This window comes from Peribacillus tepidiphilus, assembly GCF_009466385.1.
Classification (GTDB): domain Bacteria; phylum Bacillota; class Bacilli; order Bacillales; family DSM-1321; genus Bacillus_BN; species Bacillus_BN tepidiphilus.
In genome coordinates, this window is record NZ_WIAQ01000001.1 from 204281 (window position 1) to 221471 (window position 17191).

Below are 17191 nucleotides of genomic sequence, written 5' to 3' on the forward strand. Positions count from 1 at the left end.
TGCTATTCGTTTCAATCTGCGTTATCACAAATTTTCAAACTATAGAAAAAAAGATGACAAGCCTAATGCATGTCATCTTTTTTCTTACTTTCTAAAAAATGCATGTTTCCCAAATCTCTCCACTGTCCGAGGAAAAAGCGTATATAAAATGCTTCCAGCGTTCATCCATCGAGGAAGATTGATTTCCCGCTTGTTTGTCAGCATGCTATTTACCACCTTCTCAGCGACATACTCCGGCTTGAGCATGAATTTTTGTACGTTTTTTACATACGTACCTGATTCATCGGCAATGCTAAAAAAATTCGTAGCAATCGGACCAGGATTTACAGTTGTAACAAAAATTCCGTCGCGGGCACATTCCATCCTTAAGCTGTTGCTATAACCAAGTACAGCATGTTTGGTTGCCGAATAGACACTAGACTTTGGCGTAGCAATTTTACCAGCTTGTGAGGCAATATTGATAATGTGGCCGGCTTTTCTTGCTTTCATATGAGGCAGCACTGCAGATGTACAAGCAATTAACCCCATTACATTCACATCAAACATCGCCTTTGCCTCTTTGACATCCACTTCATGCGCTTCTTTAAAAATTCCGAAGCCAGCATTGTTCACCAGAACATCAATCCCATTCGTCTCATTGAAAATACGCTCAAATACCTGTTGAACCTGTTCAATATCCGATACATCAAGCTGGTAAGAACTCGCGGTTACCCCAAAACGGCTAGTAATAGCGTTTTCTAATTCCTTTAGCTTATCGATACTTCTAGCCGCTAAAATGACATTTGCCCCTTTTTCAGCTGCTTTCCATGCAATTTCTTTTCCGATCCCACCTGAAGCTCCGGTGATGACAACCCATTTATTCTTCAATTTGCTCAAAGAAGACCACCTCAACCTTTGTAAACCATTCCACGCTCTGTTTTTTCTCCTTTAATTTCTCCCAAGCTCTCTAAATAATCAATTTGGCCAATTGTTTCAGAAAGAGTGAGACCGAGCTGTTTTTTATAAATTTTCGGGAAAAGAGTCTGACATAGCTCAAATGCAGTAGAAGGTTTTTGAGCTAAAATGGCTTTTACCTTTAATGCTCGCTCATGCTGAACCTGCAGGCGATAAGAAATCAATTCATCCACGTTTTCAATTATATTCCCGTGCCCTGGATAAACAGCGGTAATTCTTAAATTCTGCAGCTTTTTTAAAGAGTCATTCAGCTGAAGCTGTGACTTTGGACGTTCTTCTCCTCTTGCTAAAGGTGGCTCAACAAGTGGATTGGGTGAAATTTTATCAAGCAAAATATCACCGCCAATCAATGCTCCGTCGCTTTCCCGGTAAAATGCCAAATGGCTCTGTGCATGACCTAGCGTCTCTACTGCTTTCCAACCAGGCAATCCAGGAAGTTCATCTCCGTCCTGTATAAAACCGGTCAGTGTTCTTTCACACCCGTACTTCATCAATCTTCCAATGTTTCCAACGCGACTCCTAATCTCATGAGGGACTCCCAATTCATTAAGAAATCCTGAAAAAAATTCATGATTAAAAGCGATAAAATCAGGAGAAAGCTCCAAAAAACGTTGGTTATTGACATGTCCAAGAAACGGTAGATCCAAACTAAAAAAATCCACTCCACCAATATGGTCAGGGTGATGGTGAGTGATAATGACCTGTTCAATATCGTTTAATTGGAGCCCGAGTTCTTTTAAGCCAGTCTCAATCGCCATTTTCGCTTCTTCAGTTTTTGGCCCCCCATCAATCAAAGTCAAGACATCCCCTTTTACAACATACGCATACACATCTCCAACCGGAAACGGTGTTGGGATGGTGATTTTAGCAATTTTTTTGTCCCACATATATTTTTCACCTTATCATTTTATTTTTCCAGAAAAAGATTATTCCCTATAAACTGTAGCATAAACAAATAAATAGCATATAATCATTTACAAGTTTACCTTTTCTCAAGAGAATTGTCATTATTTTCACATAATTAATCAAAAATAAATATAAATAAAGGTTGACAAGTAGCTCATCCTTCATGCATAATCTCAATTAACTAAAAATTCCGGCAATGATTAAGGCCAGTAGATAAAATAAGACGAAAGAGAGTGGAGCTCAGCGGCTGAAAGGCTTCACCGTCCTCTATTTTATTGAACCTACCTTATGAGCTGTTAGGCAAACCTAACCGTCCCTCCAACGTTACTGGATTCGAGCTGCATTGCGCTCGCTAGCTTTATGTAAATGTAAGCGGAGTTGCAATGAACAAAGGTGGTACCACGGAAGCAAAGACCTTTCGTCCTTTATATGTAGGATGATCGGTCTTTTTTTATTCACTTATTTTAAACAAAAAGGAGGTCTTTCCATGAATAAGATTGCTTTTATTGGCGGAGGCTCAATGGCTGAAGCGATGATTTCAGGAATAACGTCACGAGGTGTCATCGAGCCCCCTAGCATTTTCGTGACCAATAAAGATGATGATGAAAGACTGAATTTTTTACAGAAAACCTATGGGGTATCTGTGACATTAGATAAAGATGAGCTATTAAAGAATGCTGACATTGTCGTATTGGCAGTCAAACCTAAGGATGTTTTCAATGCATTAACCTCCGTAAAAGACTATTTGACAGAGAATATGCTGCTTATATCCGTAGCAGCTGGAGTTTCTATTACTAGTATTGAAAACATAATTGAACAAAAAATCGCGATCATCCGATCGATGCCTAACACATCTGCAACGGTCGGTCTTTCCGCTACCGCTGTCAGTATGAATTCCTTAGTTACAGAAAAACAATTAGAAAAGGCTTGCAGATTGTTTGAAACAATCGGCATTGTGACGACTGTCGAGGAAGAACAATTAGATGCCGTTACAGGCTTATCTGGGAGCGGTCCTGCATATATTTATTACTTGGTAGAGGCAATGGAGCAATCTGCTTTAGAAACAGGTCTGCAAAAGGACATAGCAAAAAAATTGATCGTTCAGACCTTACTCGGTGCAGCACAAATGCTTCAAACCTCCACGAAAGAACCGCAAATCTTAAGAAAAGAAGTTACGAGTCCTGGTGGAACGACAGAAGCTGGCTTAAAGGTGTTACATTCTCATAAGGTACAAGAAGCTTTTGTTTCGTGCATAAAAGAAGCTACAAGGCAATCAAAACGTCTTGGTGAGCAGCTCAGTAATGAAATTCAAGCCAAAACCGCATTAACCAAATAATAATGAAAGCTGAACTTTTTGAAGGCTGGAAAAGTATTGCTATACTTAATTTGTTCATCATTTTTTATTTAAGGAGATGCAGTGAATGAATCATAAACTTTTCTCGCCCTATACCATTAAAAACGTTACATTCAAAAATAGAATTGTAATGGCACCTATGTGTATGTATTCCAGTCACGAAAAGGACGGCAAAGTACAAAACTGGCACAGAACCCATTATACAAGCCGAGCAGTTGGAGGAGCCGGACTCATCATCATTGAAGCAACTGCAATTACTCCACAAGGTCGCATTTCTGACCGAGATCTGGGAATTTGGAATGACGTTCACATTGAAGGTTTGAGCGAACTTGTTACCTTAATGAAGGAACAAGGCGCAAAAACTGGCATCCAGCTTGCCCATGCCGGTCGAAAAGCGACAGTGGACGGTGAAATCTTGGCTCCATCCGCCATCCCATTTAATGAAATGAGCAAAACGCCGAAAGAAATGACAAAAGATGAAATTGCCGAAACGGTTCATGCATTCAAGGAAGGTGCCCGGAGAGCAAAGGAAGCGGGCTTTGACGTGATTGAAATCCATGCCGCTCATGGCTATCTCATTAACGAGTTTCTTTCTCCGTTAACAAACAAGCGTGTTGACGAGTACGGCGGCCATGCAGAAAATCGCTATCGTTTCTTGAAGGAAGTTATTACAGCTGTAAAAGAAGTATGGGATGGCCCTTTGTTTGTTAGGGTTTCTGCCAATGACTATCATGAAGAAGGTTTAAAGCCAGAGGACTATGCTAAAATGGCAAATTGGATGAAAACCGATGGTGTAGATTTGATTGATGTAAGTTCAGGTGGAGTCGTACCAGCTAGCATTCCCGTATTCCCTGGATATCAGGTAACGTTTAGTGAAGTAATTAAGCACGGTGCCGATATTCCAACCGGAACAGTCGGACTCATCACTTCCGGCTTGCAAGCTGAGGAAATTCTGCAAAACAACCGTGCAGACTTCATTTTTATCGGACGGGAATTCTTGCGTAATCCATACTGGCCAAGAACTGCCGCTATAGAAATCGGGGCAGAAATCGAACCGCCAAAACAGTATGAAAGAGGCTGGTAAAGTACTCTTTGAAAGCATTCTGAATGATCGTAACATACATTTAAAGTTAGCCCAGCCATCCATGGCTGGGCTAAGTCACTTTTATACACGTGGAATATCTACTTTCATAAAATCTTCCGCTATGATGACAGCTGGAAAAATTTCCTCTGCTTCTTTTTTCAATATTTCGGTTGCAATTCCCGTATATCGAGAAGAAATATGGGTGAGAATTAAGTTCTTAACACCCGCCTTTTTAGCAGTCAAAGCAGCCTGCACGGTTGTTGAATGAAAATAGTTGTACGCCAGCTCTTCTTCATCACGAGAAAATGTAGCCTCATGTATCAGATAATCGGCTCCCTCTGCTAATTTCAACGATGTTTCACAAGGACGTGTATCACCTAAAATGGTGATTTTACGCCCTTTTTGTGGAGGCTTTACAAAATCCTTCCCATAGAGAGTTCGGCCATCTTCAAGTACTACAGTCTCTCCGTTTTTCAATTTTTTATAGATTGGCCCAGGCTTCACACCAAGCTTAATCAGATCATCAGCTAGCAATTCACCAGGACGGTCTTTTTCTGTTATTCGATATCCCCATGATTCCAAACCATGCTCTAAAATTCCGGCTTCCACGACAAACTGATCATCCTCAAAAATAATGCCTTCTTCAATCTCCTTCACATGCAAAGGATACTTGATATGCGTTGCACTTACACGTAAGGAAGTCCAAATAAAATCAGCAAGCCCTTTAGGACCATAAACGGTAAGGGGTTCTGTTCCACCTTGGAAGGAACGGCTGCCAAGTAGCCCCGGAAGCCCGAATATATGGTCTCCATGCAAATGAGTAATAAATATTTTTTCAATTCGTCTCGGCTTAACGGAAGTATGTAAAATTTGGTGCTGTGTGGCTTCACCACAGTCAAACAGCCACACGCTCCCTCTTTCCTCAAGTAATTGTAGTGCAATGGAAGAAACATTTCTTGCTTTGGCCGGTACTCCTGCTCCTGTACCCAAAAAAACGAAATTCAATGAAGAATCCTCCTACTATTATCTTTATACAATCCATCATGTACCATTCAATCAAATGATAGACAAAATGTACAACAAACCGATCAACAACCCTTTTCAGAAAAAAAAGGGACGGCTATTTATCCTGTCCCCTACTCTTTATTTTCAGCTACACTTCTTGATGTTTCAAGACTTCCTGCAAAGAAATTTTCTTTATTTTATATTTTGAAATGAATAATGATGCGTAATAAGTCAGTAAAATAATGACTAACCCGAGTACCATCCAAAGCGGCTTTACGGAGATTGGGAATATAAAATTGGTTTGCTCAGCCATAGATGTTAACAAGGTATCAAGGCTAAAAATAGCTAACGGAATCCCAATGAAATAGGATAGAATCACGACTGGTGTATACACATTGATCATCAGCTGTGAAATCATGGAATCTTGATATCCGATCACTTTCATAAGTGAAATGGCTGACGTATTTTCTTCTACCATTAAATTAGTCAGAAGGCTAATAATGATAACTCCAATGACGAATGCTGTCCAAGCCATGAGATAAATGGAGTAACTCATTGGACCCATTAACGATTCGAATGAATCCATCACCTGTCTTTTATCCTCAACCATTAGATACGTACCTTCAGTTGGCTCTTTTTTTGTCCACTTTCCAAAATAAGACTGGTGCGGATAACCGGCTATTTTATTCAATTCGTCTCTCTCGACATACGCATAGTTCCCCATATAAATTTCAGCAATTCCGCCAACCTTATACGTTTTCTCTTGATCATTTCCTTCATGATATAAGACGATTTCGTCCCCTTTTTGAAGGTCAAGAGTATGAGCCAACACTTTACTGATTATGATGGTATCGTTAAGCCTTTCATCCAAATCTTTACCACTTTTATCAAACAGGTTAAGGAGCTTAGGATTTTCATCAATTCCATACAATGAAATTTTTTCATCCTTCCACTTGACCGTCTTTTCATTCGACTTTGTCTCCTTTATTTCTACTTCAGTGAAGGAAAAGACATCCTCATCCCCTGAACTAGTTCCTTTTTGCAGGCTATTGTAATACAAACCATAATCATACTTCATGACTTTCTCATACGTCATTGTCATTAAGTCATCCATAGAATTCATCGTAATAAATCCATACATTAGAAGCATCGTTGAAAAAATAATCCCAATTGCCAAATAAAATAACCGTGGACCATTTCTTAAAAGGGTTCTCAAACGGAATCGCATTTTGAAAGATTTAATCCCATTAAAAGATGTCATTTTTGCCCATTTGACATTCTTCATCGAAGCTTGCTCATTTTTCATTAAATCAAGCGGTGATGCTTGAATTTGCTTTTTTATTACAAAGAATCCTGTTGTCATAAGAACAACGACAGGAATAAGAATCGCTAAAATAATCGTTATTGGATTCATATTCACTTTTGCCAATAATGGGAGGTTGTAAAAATACAAGTAGTATTCTGTTAGCGGTATAGATGTACAAATCCCAATAACGACTCCAAGAACACTCCCAATCACTCCAATTGTGAATGGAAAGAGTAAATAGTTTTTAATAATCTCGTTATCTCTATAGCCAATAGCTTTTAACGTCCCTATTTGTTTACGATGAATTTCAATTCTTCTTTTTATTAAAATCGAAATCATCAAAATGGTCAGGAACAAAATCATAATCGGTAAAGTGGTTGTCGTTGCTTTCGAACCTTCAATCTTCGTCTCAACGTAGGTAATGCGCGGATTATCCTTTCGATTCAACCATTTTAATACCGGTATAGCTTTTGAAATTTCTTTTTTAATGGTTGACTGTTTTATCTTTGTATGATTCATTTTCCCATGATAAGAAAGAACGGGCAGATTCGTCACCTTTAAAAGCCCTTCCTTTGTCATCAGAGCTGTGCTGAATTTTTGAGGATTCTGATATAGATCTGTCTCATTTTTAATCCCATATACATAGTCAGGCAAGATGATGGTACCTGAAATCAAAAAATCCTGACCAGCCACCTTTAGAGAATCTCCAACTTTCAAACGATTTTTATCAGCAAAATTTGTGGAAATGGCAATCTCAGAATCGTTTTCTGGAAGTCTTCCATCTTGAACATACGGAATATTCACCTTATCAGTGATTGTAAAGATTCTTAGTTCACGATTATCTAAAACTTTAACATCCTTTTGCCATCTGTCCTCAAGAGTAATACCAAGTTTTTTTTGCAATTGATTGATATTCGTCAATTGACCAGAAGGAAAAAAATGAAAATCCTCTTGATTATTCCGTTTGATAAAATCTATATTGCTTCGCTCCACTGTTTGAAGAGAGGCACTCAGCATCACATAGACCATAACGCCTAGTAGCAACAAAAGAATGGCTCCACCATATTGAAGCTTCGTATTTTTAATCGTTCTCAGGATACTTTTTCGAAAAATCATACCCATCTCACACTTTCTGCCCGAATTGGCTTATGATTACGGTACTCCTCTACAACTTCACCACTCTTCATCTTAATCACCCGGTGAGCCATTTCACTAATTCCGGGATTATGCGTAATGATAAAAATCGAGGTTTTATATTTTTCATTGATTTCTTGTAATAGAGTTAAAATTCTTTTGCCTGTCTCTTCGTCTAATGCGCCGGTTGGCTCGTCACAAAATAAAAGGTTGGGATTTTTCACAAGAGCCCGAGCTATAGCAACACGCTGTTGCTCTCCTCCACTTAGCTGATGCGGGAATTTATCTGCCTTACTCAACATTCCGACTCGCTCGAGCACCTCTTCAATCGAAAGAGGATTCTCGCTTATTTCTGATCCAACCTCTACATTTTCCCGAACTGTTAGAGATGGCAGTAAGTTATATGATTGAAAAATAAAAGCTGCATTCCTTCTTCTGAAATCTGTTAATTCTCGATCCTTCAGAACAGTTATATTGGTACCGTTTATCGTTACGCTGCCAGTGGTTGCTCTGTCAATCCCTCCTATAATATTAAGTAAAGTGGATTTTCCTGAACCAGATGGACCAAGAATAACCGTAATTTCACCATCCGGAAACTGTAAAGAAACATTTTTTAATGCTTGGACTTCTACTTCTCCCGCTTGATAAACCTTACTAACACGCTCTAGTTCAACCCCCATCATAATCCCTCCTCACTTATATCTTCATCTTACATGATGAATCCATCCCATTACAATAAATTTATGAAATTATTTTAATGATTCATTTCATATTTTCAAAATATATGATTTAATTTTTTTAAATAGAGCATATCTAGGTACATTTATCAAAAGAATAAGAATTAGCATGTCATAATAATTGATTTACAGTGACTTAATCTTTAAAATTATATATTTGTATGGGGTTATTATGTGCGGGGATTTTAAACAATCTATCCCCCTCCTCAAAGTGAGAGTACATATATTACATTCACAAAAGTGAAAGGAAAGTTGAGGTTCCAAACGTGAGTAACAAACAAAGACCATCCGCATTAATTATGCTTTTCGGAGCTACTGGAGACCTAGCCAAGCGGAAACTATACCCATCCCTTTATCGTTTATATAAAAAAGGAAGAATTACAGAGAGATTTGCTGTCGTTGGAGTGGCTCGCAGACCACTAACGAACGAGGAATTCCAGAAACATGTCAAGGATTCTATTCTCACTCATATTGGTGAGAACACTGAGATTGATCAATTTGCGTCTCATTTTTACTATCATTCTCATGATGTAACAAATACTCAATCGTATCGTGATTTAAAAACATTGGCCGAGCAATTAGATGAGAAATACAGCCTTGAAGGAAATCGATTATTTTATTTGGCGATGGCACCTGAATTTTTTGGTACGATTGCCGAACATTTAAAATCAGAAGGATTAACGGATACACGCGGATATAAACGTCTCGTGATTGAAAAACCATTTGGTCATAACTTTGAATCAGCCCAAAAATTAAATGACCGCATTCGCACAGCCTTTGCTGAAGATGAAATTTATCGAATTGATCATTACCTTGGAAAGGAAATGGTTCAAAACATCGAGGTCATCCGTTTTGCAAATGCGATTTTCGAACCACTCTGGAACAATCGCTATATCTCTAATATTCAAGTCACATCCAGTGAGACGCTTGGTGTAGAAGAGCGTGGACGATATTATGAAACAAGTGGAGCTCTACGTGATATGGTCCAAAATCATATGCTGCAAATGGTAGCTCTGTTGGCGATGGAGCCACCGATTCGATTGACAACGGAGGAAATTCGCAGTGAAAAGGTACGTGTACTCCGTTCCCTTCGTGCAATGAGTAAAGAAGAAGTAAATGAATACTTTGTAAGGGGACAATACGGAGCAGGAGAAGTGAACGGCGAGGATGTCGTTGGCTATCGAAACGAATTAAATGTAGACCCAGAATCAAACACAGAAACCTACGTAGCAGGCAAGCTAATGATTGATAATTTCCGTTGGGCGGGTGTCCCATTCTATATCCGAACCGGAAAACGTATGGCAGCAAAATCCACAAAAATTGTTGTCCAGTTCAAGGATATCCCGATGAATCTTTATTATAATCCAGCAGAACCATTACAGCCTAACCTGCTGATTATCCACATTCAGCCTGAAGAGGGTATAACCCTCCATTTGAATGCCAAAAAATCAGGCAAAAGCTCAACGATTATTCCAGTTCGCTTGAATTTTGCCAACAAAAGCGTAGACCGAATGAATACACCAGAAGCTTATGAAAAACTATTGTATGACAGTATGCGCGGTGATGCGACAAACTTTACACATTGGGATGAGGTCGCACTTTCCTGGAAGTTTGTCGATGTGATCTCTGATGTTTGGGAAAACACAAAGGAAAAATCATTCCCGAATTATCCTGCAGGTTCCATGGGTCCAAAATGTGCCGACGAACTTCTGCAAAAGGACGGGAACTTTTGGTGGGATGTTGAAAAATTTGTCATTGAAACCTGCTAATTTTTAGGTACGGAAGCTGCTATTCAATAGGCAATAAAATGAGGCTGCCAGCTAATCAATGGGCAGCCTTATTATATAGTCAAAGTATATGTTACGCACATTCAGACTGATTGAAAATGCTTGTCAGTCGAGGAACGAACCCGTGCGAGGAGCGGAGTTACCCTGCTGTGCAATACAGAAATCATCTTCTTAAGGCTGCCTAACCTTTTTTAAAATGTCCTTTACAAGGGGTCCACTTTATATAGACGCCCAACCTCTTTTTTTGTTTAAAAGTTCATATTATTTTTTTCCGCATCTTTTAATCTATTTCCGGACATATTAATTATTTTTGATAAGGCTATAATTATGATAATAAGACAGATAGTTCCTATCTTAGAAAATGACAGACCAACGAAACGTTGATCTAAAAACAGTATGTAAAGTGTAAGTAGCAAGGCTTTTAATAAAGTTAAAATTATCAAAACTGTTTTTTTAAGATATTTGTTTTTTACAGGGGTATCTTGAAAAAAATTAATCAATTCATAGGGAATAACCCATAGTATGATAAATAAAGAAAAGGTGAAAACAGAAAGCCAATTGTAAATTGTTATATTTAATATTGGAATTAAACTTAAAAGGTAAATCAAAAAGCTAAAAATTCCTATATATAAAGCAGTAATTAACAATATAACAATTACAATATATAAACCAAAGATTACCTTTTTCATAATTCCCCCCTTATATAAAACACTAGAAGAATAGAAGAATAGCACAATATAAACTATGCATCCCATGTATTTGATTATCACACTAGATGCATAATTTTGGAATTAAAGAATTAAAGAACAAGAGCTACAATAATTTTTGCTAGGGCACTTGCCACGTCAGATGGCATACCCAACGCACGAAAGCCACTTGCAAGAACAGCTACGGAAACCTCTGAAACAGTATCTAAGAAGTCTGCAATTTTTCCAGTGTAGCTTCGAACTATATCTGCTGCTCTCTTGCTGGTTCTTACAAGAAATAGGCCAACTTGAAACCCCTTGGCGCTCAAGGTATTTCAAGTTGGCCGTTTTTATCGTTTATACAGTTTTTTATACATCCGTTGATAAATCAATGTTTTCAGCTTCTCAAGAAACCTGGCTGCTGCATAAAAAAGTCGAGTTTTATGCAATACATCTAAATAACAAACCTTTATTTAATTGATTTTACAATTTTCAATATCTCCGATTTCGTCGGTGGATCCTGTGAAACATATTCTAAGGAATAGTAAAGTCCATCCAGTTCCCAATCTAACCGAGGGTCCCTACTTTCACTCACTGAATAAAGACCAATGCTGTTTTCAAATAAATGAATTTTTTCCCCTTTTCCACTGAAATATTCTGGTTTTTGAGGAGTTACGTAAATTACTAATTCAGTAGAGAACCTTATTTGATAACTTATCTGTAACTGGTTTAATTCTTTATCGATCCAACCGTACTCCTTGATTAGCACCGGAGTAGGGTTCGTGACGATGAATGCGAGCGTTTGTCAACAGTCTGAAGCTTCTCTTTTGAACCATTTCTCTTTTACCTTTCTTAAAAATCCATGCTTTTCTTTTCCGGTAGCGGTATAATGCTTTAGCCAAACATTCACGGCTGTTTCAAAAATTGCCAAAAAACTAAGGAAGATGGCACATATTAAAATGAATTTGGCCATTAAGCTTTCACCTGCCTATTGATTTTTATACGGTTATTATTACTTTTTTATTTGGATATGAACAGAGACACAATACCTAATATGTATATTCTTACTAAAGTATGATTGACAATGTATGAATAGAACAAAAAAGCACTGGACCTCTATCAAAGAGACCAATGCTTTTTTGAATATTAATTCATCCATTCCGTATGGAATACGCCTTCTTTGTCGACACGCTCATACGTGTGTGCTCCAAAGTAATCGCGCTGTGCCTGTAATAGATTTGCAGGTAAAGTTTCCGTACGATAGCTGTCGTAATAAGCAAGAGCTGCAGCAAAGCAAGGAACAGGGATTCCGTTCATCACTGCAAGACTAACCACTTCACGTAATGCCGTTTGATAGCTTTCAACAATTTCTTTGAAGTACGGATCTAATAACAAGTTTTTAAGCTCCGGATCTCGATCGTATGCATCCTTAATTTTTTGTAGGAATTGTGCTCGGATAATACAACCGCCACGGAAAATCATAGCAATCTCGCCGTATTTCAAATCCCAGCCGTATTCTTCGGATGCTGCTCTCATTTGTGCGAAGCCTTGTGCATATGAAACAATTTTACTCATATAAAGTGCCTTGCGGATGCTTTCAATTAGACCCTTTTTATCTCCTTCGTATGGCTTTACTTCTGGTCCTTTTAAAACTTTACTTGCTGCCACACGTTCATCCTTCATGGCTGAAATAAAACGCGCAAAAACAGACTCTGTAATAACAGGTAGAGGAACCCCTAAATCAAGAGCACTTTGACTTGTCCATTTACCGGTTCCTTTTTGGCCTGCTTTATCTAAAATAACATCTACCATCGGCTTGCCTGTTTCTTCATCGTACTTCTTGAAGATTTCCGCTGTAATTTCGATTAGATAGCTGTCGAGCTCACCTTTGTTCCACTCCGCGAATACTTCATGAAGCTCTTCTGCAGATAGGCCAAGAATATTTTTCAATAAGAAGTAAGATTCTGCAATCAGCTGCATGTCACCATACTCGATCCCATTATGAACCATTTTCACATAATGGCCCGCTCCATCAGGACCGATGTAAGTTGTACAAGCCTCTCCGTTCACCTTTGCAGCGATATCTTTAAAAATTGGAGCCACAAGCTCATACGCTTCTTTCTGACCACCAGGCATGATGGAAGGACCTTTTAAAGCTCCTTCTTCTCCACCGGATACACCTGTTCCAATGAAATGAATGCCAAGCTCGCTTAGCTCTTTATTTCGGCGTTGTGTATCAACGAAGAAAGTGTTTCCACCATCAATTAAGATATCGCCTTTATCTAAATGTGGCTTTAAGGCTTCAATTGTTGCGTCCGTTGCTGCTCCGGCCTTTACCATTAATAAGATTTTGCGTGGTTTCTCTAATGAATTGACAAACTCTTCAATGGAATATGTAGGAACAATATTTTTACCCTGTGCTTCCTGCATCATTTCATCTGTCTTTTCTCTCGAGCGGTTATATACAGAAACAGAGTAGCCTCTGCTTTCAATATTAAATGCAAGGTTTTTGCCCATTACAGCTAGACCGATGACACCAATTTGTTGCTTTGACATGTTTTTACGTCCCTTCTTTATGCTTAACGCGTAATTTCCTAAACCCCTATAAATTTAGCAATTTTCCAAGATTCGTGCAAGTTTTCCAGCTTAACTCTTAGTATTTTACACGTAGAAAATATTATGAATCTTTATTAGGAGGCTTTTGTTCCTTCCAGCGAAAATGATCAAAAAAATCCTTATTAAAACTGGTATCCGTTCCTACTGAAAAATCTGCTTTCGGAATGATTGCTCCTTTTTTTATTACCTCTTTCCCAAACTTGCTTTGAAGCTTTTCAATAGCTGAGATTAGAGGCTCTTCCTTGGCATCATTCTCATATGAAAAGAGATCAAGCTGTTTAACAGCGGATTCCTTCTCTGTGACTTCAAAGGCTGTTACACCAAGCAGCCTGACAGGATCACCATTCCAGTGCTTCAGGAATATTTCAACCGCTTTTCTATAAATATCGTCCGTATTAAAAACAGGATTTAATAGCATTTGGCTTCGAGTAATCGTTTTTCGATCTTTATAACGAATCGTCACTCCTAATTTCTGACCGACTAGATTCCTTGTTTTTAATCGAATAGCTACTTTTTCAGATAAACTTTTTAATACATCCGTTAATTCTTTTTGATTTGATGAATCCTTCGGCAATGTGGTAGAATTCCCTACACTTTTATGGTCATAAATGCTTTCAGGGTCCACTTCTCGAATGTCAATACCATTTGCACGTTCTTTCAGCTTTAATCCATTAATCCCAAGAAGAGCTTTCAGTTGGATGTCATTCGCTTTTGCGAGATCCCCGATCGTATGAATTCCGATAGTTTTCAGCTTTTCCGCTGTCTTTCCCCCAACCCCATGCATTTCTACACAGCTCTTCGGCCACAGGATTTTGGGTACATCTCTTTTTCGTAAGATCGTAATACCAAGTGGCTTTTTCATATCAGAGGCTGTTTTAGCTAAAAACTTATTCGGAGCAATACCAATACTGCATGGCAAATCCAATGTATCCATGATTCTTTTTTGAATACTGCTGGCAATTTCAATCGGCGACCCAAGGTGAGAACATTCTGTAATGTCTAGATAGCCTTCATCAATCGATACCGGCTCTACAAGTGTGGTGTATTGCCGTAATAGCTGAAAAATGGCAAGAGAAGCCGTTCGGTATCTTTCGAAATTTGGTTTTTTAACGATTAGATTAGGACATAGCTTTTTAGCTTCCCACAACGGCATCGTTGTTTTTACTCCGAACTTTCGCGCTTCATAGCTGCATGTAATAATAATGCCGCGTCTTTCCTCCGTATTACCCGCTATTGCCAACGGCTTCCCTTTTAATTCAGGCTCATACGCCATTTCAACAGAAGCATAAAAGCTGTTCATATCGACGTGCAAAATAACCCTTCCGCTTTTCGGATACATAGACTGCATGCGACACACCACACTTTTGTTTACATTCTCAGTCTATTTTATCAAAATAGATGAATTGCTCAACAAAGATGCGAGTGAGAATAAGGTTTGTGTGTCAAATAATCTTTTTTCTTGTAGAAAATTTTGACGAGATCTTCCCACAAACAAAGAACTACAAACACAATGAAACCATTGACTTTTCAAAATGTTTCCTTATAATAAAAATCTGGATGTCCCAGTAGCTCAGCAGGATAGAGCAACAGCCTCCTAAGCTGTAGGTCGTGAGTTCGAATCTCGCCTGGGACGTTAAATCCTTATAAACACTGATATTATCGCATTTCTGACGGATATGAATTTCCGGTATGAAATACATAATATCAGTGTTTTTTTATTTGTATATAGGCTTTCAAACCCTTAAAAATGGAGGGTTTATTAGAATTGGGAAGGAAATTTATTGTTGAAAGAGGATCAACAGCCTAACCAGAGATATTTCATGGTTTAACTATGTATTAAATTTAGAGAATAGTTCAAGAATGATGAGTCTGCCTTATATCCATTCTTTTCATATAGCCTTTGGGCGTCTTTATTATCTGGAGCTGTTTGAAGCTCTAATGATTTTGCTCCTGTGCTTAGGGCATATTCTTTGGCTGTTTCTAAAAGCTTTTGAGCGACACCTTTCTTTCTTACTTCTTCATGCACATATAAATCATTTAATATCCATGTTCTTTTCATCGAAACAGATGAGAAGGAAGGATATAGTTGAGTAAACCCCAAATATTTACCTTGATCAACGGCGACAAATATAACTGACTCTTGATTTTTTAAGCGTTCAGAGATAAAAAGCTCGGCTCCATTTAGATTAGATGGTTGTTTATAGAACATGCGATACAAATTAAATAAATTAGAAACCTCTTTTAGATCTGACAATGTTGCTTGATATATTTCCATATCTATTTCCCTCCTTTGTTATGAAAAACATCATTCTCATTCACCTTCTAAATAAGATAATGGTAAGTAAAAAAGAAGGTGACACTCACCCGCGATTAAACCGAAATAAGTGTCACCTCTTCATCTTATTCTCCCGCTACTTCTTGTATGATGGCAATGACCATTTCTCCAAGCTTCACAAGTTCTTCGATTGGCATTTTTTCATTTGTTGTGTGGATTTCTTCATAGCCTACAGCTAAATTGACCGTTGGGATACCGAAGCCTGCAATGACGTTTGCATCACTTCCACCGCCGCTCTGCTGCAGCTCGCTTGGGCGATTGATCCGCGCAGCTGCTTTTTTCGCTACTTCTACAACGTGATCGCCGTGATCAAATTTAAATCCTGGATACATCACTTGAACGTCTACGATTGCTTTTCCGCCCATTTCTTCAGCAGTAGACTCGAAAGCTTCCTTCATTTTGCGGACCTGCTCCTCCATTTTTTCTGGAACAAGTGAACGTGCTTCCGCTAAAATTTCTACATGATCACAAACGATATTGGTTTGAGTCCCACCTTCGAAGCGGCCAATGTTTGCTGTTGTTTCCTCATCAATTCGGCCTAGTGGCATCTTTGCAATCGCCTTTGCAGCAATTGTGATAGCTGAAACTCCTTTTTCAGGAGCAACACCGGCGTGAGCAGTCTTCCCTTGAATCACAGCAGAAATTTTTGCTTGAGTAGGTGCAGCTACAACGATGTTACCTACTTTACCATCACTGTCTAACGCATAGCCGTATTTGGCAGTGATCAATGAACGATCCAACGCTTTAGCTCCCACTAATCCAGATTCTTCACCCACTGTGATGATAAATTCAATTGTACCGTGTGCGATGTTTTGTTCTTTCAATACGCGGATTGTCTCAAGCATTACAGCTAAACCAGCTTTGTCATCTGCCCCAAGAATTGTCGTTCCGTCTGTCACGATATATCCGTCTTTGATAGAAGGCTTTACACCTTTACCAGGAACAACTGTATCCATGTGGGATGTAAAATAAATAGTGTCCACACCTTCTTTTGTACCTTTTAACGTACAAATTAAATTTCCAGCACCATGACCCGTTACAGAAGTTGTATCATCTTCATAAACCTCTACTCCAAGAGCAGAGAATTTTTCCTTTAAAACCTTAGCTATTTCACCTTCATATTTTGTTTCGGAATCGATTTGTACCAGTTCCAAAAACTCAGACACTAGTCTTTCTTGATTAATCATGTAAGGTTACCTCCATTAACTATGTATAAACGTTTCAATCCTAGTATACCTGTAATAAAAGAAGGAGGGCAAATGTTTCATCCCTGCCCTCCACAAAATG

At 38.5% G+C, this 17191-nt stretch carries 15 protein-coding genes and 1 tRNA gene; 4 read left to right on the plus strand and 12 right to left on the minus strand.

What is annotated here, in order from left to right; genetic code table 11:
- Window positions 1-84 precede the first annotated feature (84 nt).
- Together GD441_RS01120 and GD441_RS01125 are read right to left on the minus strand one after the other, a co-directional pair.
- Window positions 85-876: an SDR family NAD(P)-dependent oxidoreductase gene (locus GD441_RS01120; RefSeq protein ID WP_153122792.1), complete on the minus strand. Its 792-nt coding sequence runs from the start codon at window positions 874-876 to the stop codon at window positions 85-87.
- 11 nt (window positions 877-887) lie between these two features.
- Window positions 888-1841, minus strand: a complete 954-nt coding sequence (locus GD441_RS01125) for an MBL fold metallo-hydrolase (protein WP_153122794.1) — start codon at window positions 1839-1841, stop codon at window positions 888-890.
- A 506-nt stretch (window positions 1842-2347) separates the two neighbouring features.
- Here GD441_RS01125 and proC point away from each other — a divergent pair.
- On the plus strand, window positions 2348-3196 hold the full coding sequence (gene proC / locus GD441_RS01130) for a pyrroline-5-carboxylate reductase (protein ID WP_153122797.1): 849 nt from the start codon (window positions 2348-2350) through the stop codon (window positions 3194-3196).
- Window positions 3197-3281: 85 nt separating this feature from the next.
- Window positions 3282-4298: an NADPH dehydrogenase NamA gene (gene namA / locus GD441_RS01135; protein WP_153122800.1), complete on the plus strand. Its 1017-nt coding sequence runs from the start codon at window positions 3282-3284 to the stop codon at window positions 4296-4298.
- An 81-nt stretch (window positions 4299-4379) separates the two neighbouring features.
- Here the strand turns inward: namA and rnz are convergent, their stop codons facing one another.
- The 3 genes from rnz to GD441_RS01150 all read right to left on the minus strand — a co-directional run bounded on the left by rnz (window position 4380) and on the right by GD441_RS01150 (window position 8423).
- Window positions 4380-5303, minus strand: a complete 924-nt coding sequence (rnz, locus tag GD441_RS01140) for a ribonuclease Z (protein ID WP_153122802.1) — start codon at window positions 5301-5303, stop codon at window positions 4380-4382.
- A gap of 148 nt (window positions 5304-5451) precedes the next feature.
- Window positions 5452-7725, minus strand: a complete 2274-nt coding sequence (locus GD441_RS01145) for an ABC transporter permease (protein ID WP_191992061.1) — start codon at window positions 7723-7725, stop codon at window positions 5452-5454.
- Window positions 7722-8423, minus strand: a complete 702-nt coding sequence (locus GD441_RS01150) for an ATP-binding cassette domain-containing protein (RefSeq protein ID WP_153122806.1) — start codon at window positions 8421-8423, stop codon at window positions 7722-7724. Before GD441_RS01150 ends, GD441_RS01145 begins: the two co-directional genes overlap by 4 nt.
- A gap of 323 nt (window positions 8424-8746) precedes the next feature.
- Here GD441_RS01150 and zwf point away from each other — a divergent pair, with 323 nt between their 5' ends.
- The gene (zwf, locus tag GD441_RS01155) at window positions 8747-10249 is read left to right on the plus strand and encodes a glucose-6-phosphate dehydrogenase (RefSeq protein ID WP_153122808.1); all 1503 of its coding nucleotides are present in this window, start codon (window positions 8747-8749) and stop codon (window positions 10247-10249) included.
- Between the two features lie 266 nt (window positions 10250-10515).
- On the opposite strand, the gene GD441_RS01160 is transcribed toward zwf, so the two are convergent.
- The 5 genes from GD441_RS01160 to GD441_RS01180 all read right to left on the minus strand — a co-directional run bounded on the left by GD441_RS01160 (window position 10516) and on the right by GD441_RS01180 (window position 14917).
- Window positions 10516-10956: a hypothetical protein gene (locus GD441_RS01160; protein ID WP_153122811.1), complete on the minus strand. Its 441-nt coding sequence runs from the start codon at window positions 10954-10956 to the stop codon at window positions 10516-10518.
- Between the two features lie 110 nt (window positions 10957-11066).
- Entirely contained in the window at window positions 11067-11282 is a 216-nt protein-coding gene (locus GD441_RS01165) for a hypothetical protein (RefSeq protein ID WP_153122813.1), read from the minus strand.
- Between the two features lie 476 nt (window positions 11283-11758).
- Window positions 11759-11926, minus strand: a complete 168-nt coding sequence (locus GD441_RS01170) for a hypothetical protein (RefSeq protein WP_153122815.1) — start codon at window positions 11924-11926, stop codon at window positions 11759-11761.
- Between the two features lie 173 nt (window positions 11927-12099).
- The gene (gene gndA / locus GD441_RS01175; protein ID WP_153122817.1) at window positions 12100-13509 is read right to left on the minus strand and encodes an NADP-dependent phosphogluconate dehydrogenase; all 1410 of its coding nucleotides are present in this window, start codon (window positions 13507-13509) and stop codon (window positions 12100-12102) included.
- Between the two features lie 121 nt (window positions 13510-13630).
- Window positions 13631-14917, minus strand: a complete 1287-nt coding sequence (locus tag GD441_RS01180) for a DNA polymerase IV (RefSeq protein ID WP_153122820.1) — start codon at window positions 14915-14917, stop codon at window positions 13631-13633.
- Between the two features lie 211 nt (window positions 14918-15128).
- On the opposite strand from GD441_RS01180, the gene GD441_RS01185 reads away from it, so the two are divergent.
- Window positions 15129-15202, plus strand: a tRNA-Arg gene (locus GD441_RS01185).
- Window positions 15203-15394: 192 nt separating this feature from the next.
- Here the strand turns inward: GD441_RS01185 and GD441_RS01190 are convergent.
- Complete coding sequence (locus GD441_RS01190; RefSeq protein WP_153122822.1) at window positions 15395-15844, minus strand: GNAT family N-acetyltransferase; 450 nt, start codon at window positions 15842-15844, stop codon at window positions 15395-15397.
- A 125-nt stretch (window positions 15845-15969) separates the two neighbouring features.
- Window positions 15970-17091: a M20/M25/M40 family metallo-hydrolase gene (locus tag GD441_RS01195; RefSeq protein ID WP_153122824.1), complete on the minus strand. Its 1122-nt coding sequence runs from the start codon at window positions 17089-17091 to the stop codon at window positions 15970-15972.
- Between the last annotated feature and the right edge of the window lie 100 nt (window positions 17092-17191).